The organism is Adlercreutzia sp. DFI.6.23 (genome assembly GCF_024462535.1).
GTDB lineage: Bacteria > Actinomycetota > Coriobacteriia > Coriobacteriales > Eggerthellaceae > Adlercreutzia > Adlercreutzia rubneri.
Genome location: NZ_JANGBP010000051.1, coordinates 1 through 518 on the forward strand (window position 1 = coordinate 1; position 518 = coordinate 518).

Here is a 518-nt window from a genome sequence, read left to right on the forward strand (position 1 = left end):
GGCCGGCTTTGCACAGCCGATCCGCCTGGCGCCTCGATATCCATGTTAAAGATCAAAGAGGGCCGAATCGTTGCGGTCATGGTGGTTCCTCCCACAAATCATCGTCCCCAAACCCACTGCTCAGTATGGCGAAAACGCCCCGCTCTGTCAACGAAAAAGAAGGGGGAGAAATCCTACCGCCAGCACCCGCCCGCGACTACGCGAATCGAGGGAGGCCAGTCGAGAAAGCGCGTCACGGCACTGCTCGGCGGTGGGCTCCGGCGGGATGACGAGCACCCGCACGGTCGGGTCGATCCGCCGTGCCACCTCACTCACCAACGTGGTCTTCCCGGCACCGTTGGGGCCGGTCAGGCCGATGTGATCGGCGTTCCCGACAGAAAACGGGGGCACGAGAAGCCGACGTTCCCCAAGGGCCAGCGTCAGCTCCGATAGATCGAGGTCATGATACGTCGAAGGGTATCGTCCCAGCGCTCCCCAGGCACAGGGTCGGTATCTATCGTGGCCATGAAGCGCTCGAG

The 518-nt window shown here is 62.7% G+C and carries 1 pseudogene; it reads right to left on the reverse strand.

Annotated features, from left to right (window positions below):
* Positions 1-147: 147 nt before the first annotated feature.
* Positions 148-518 (reverse strand): annotated as a pseudogene (locus tag NE591_RS12290) (hypothetical protein); the annotation flags it as partial.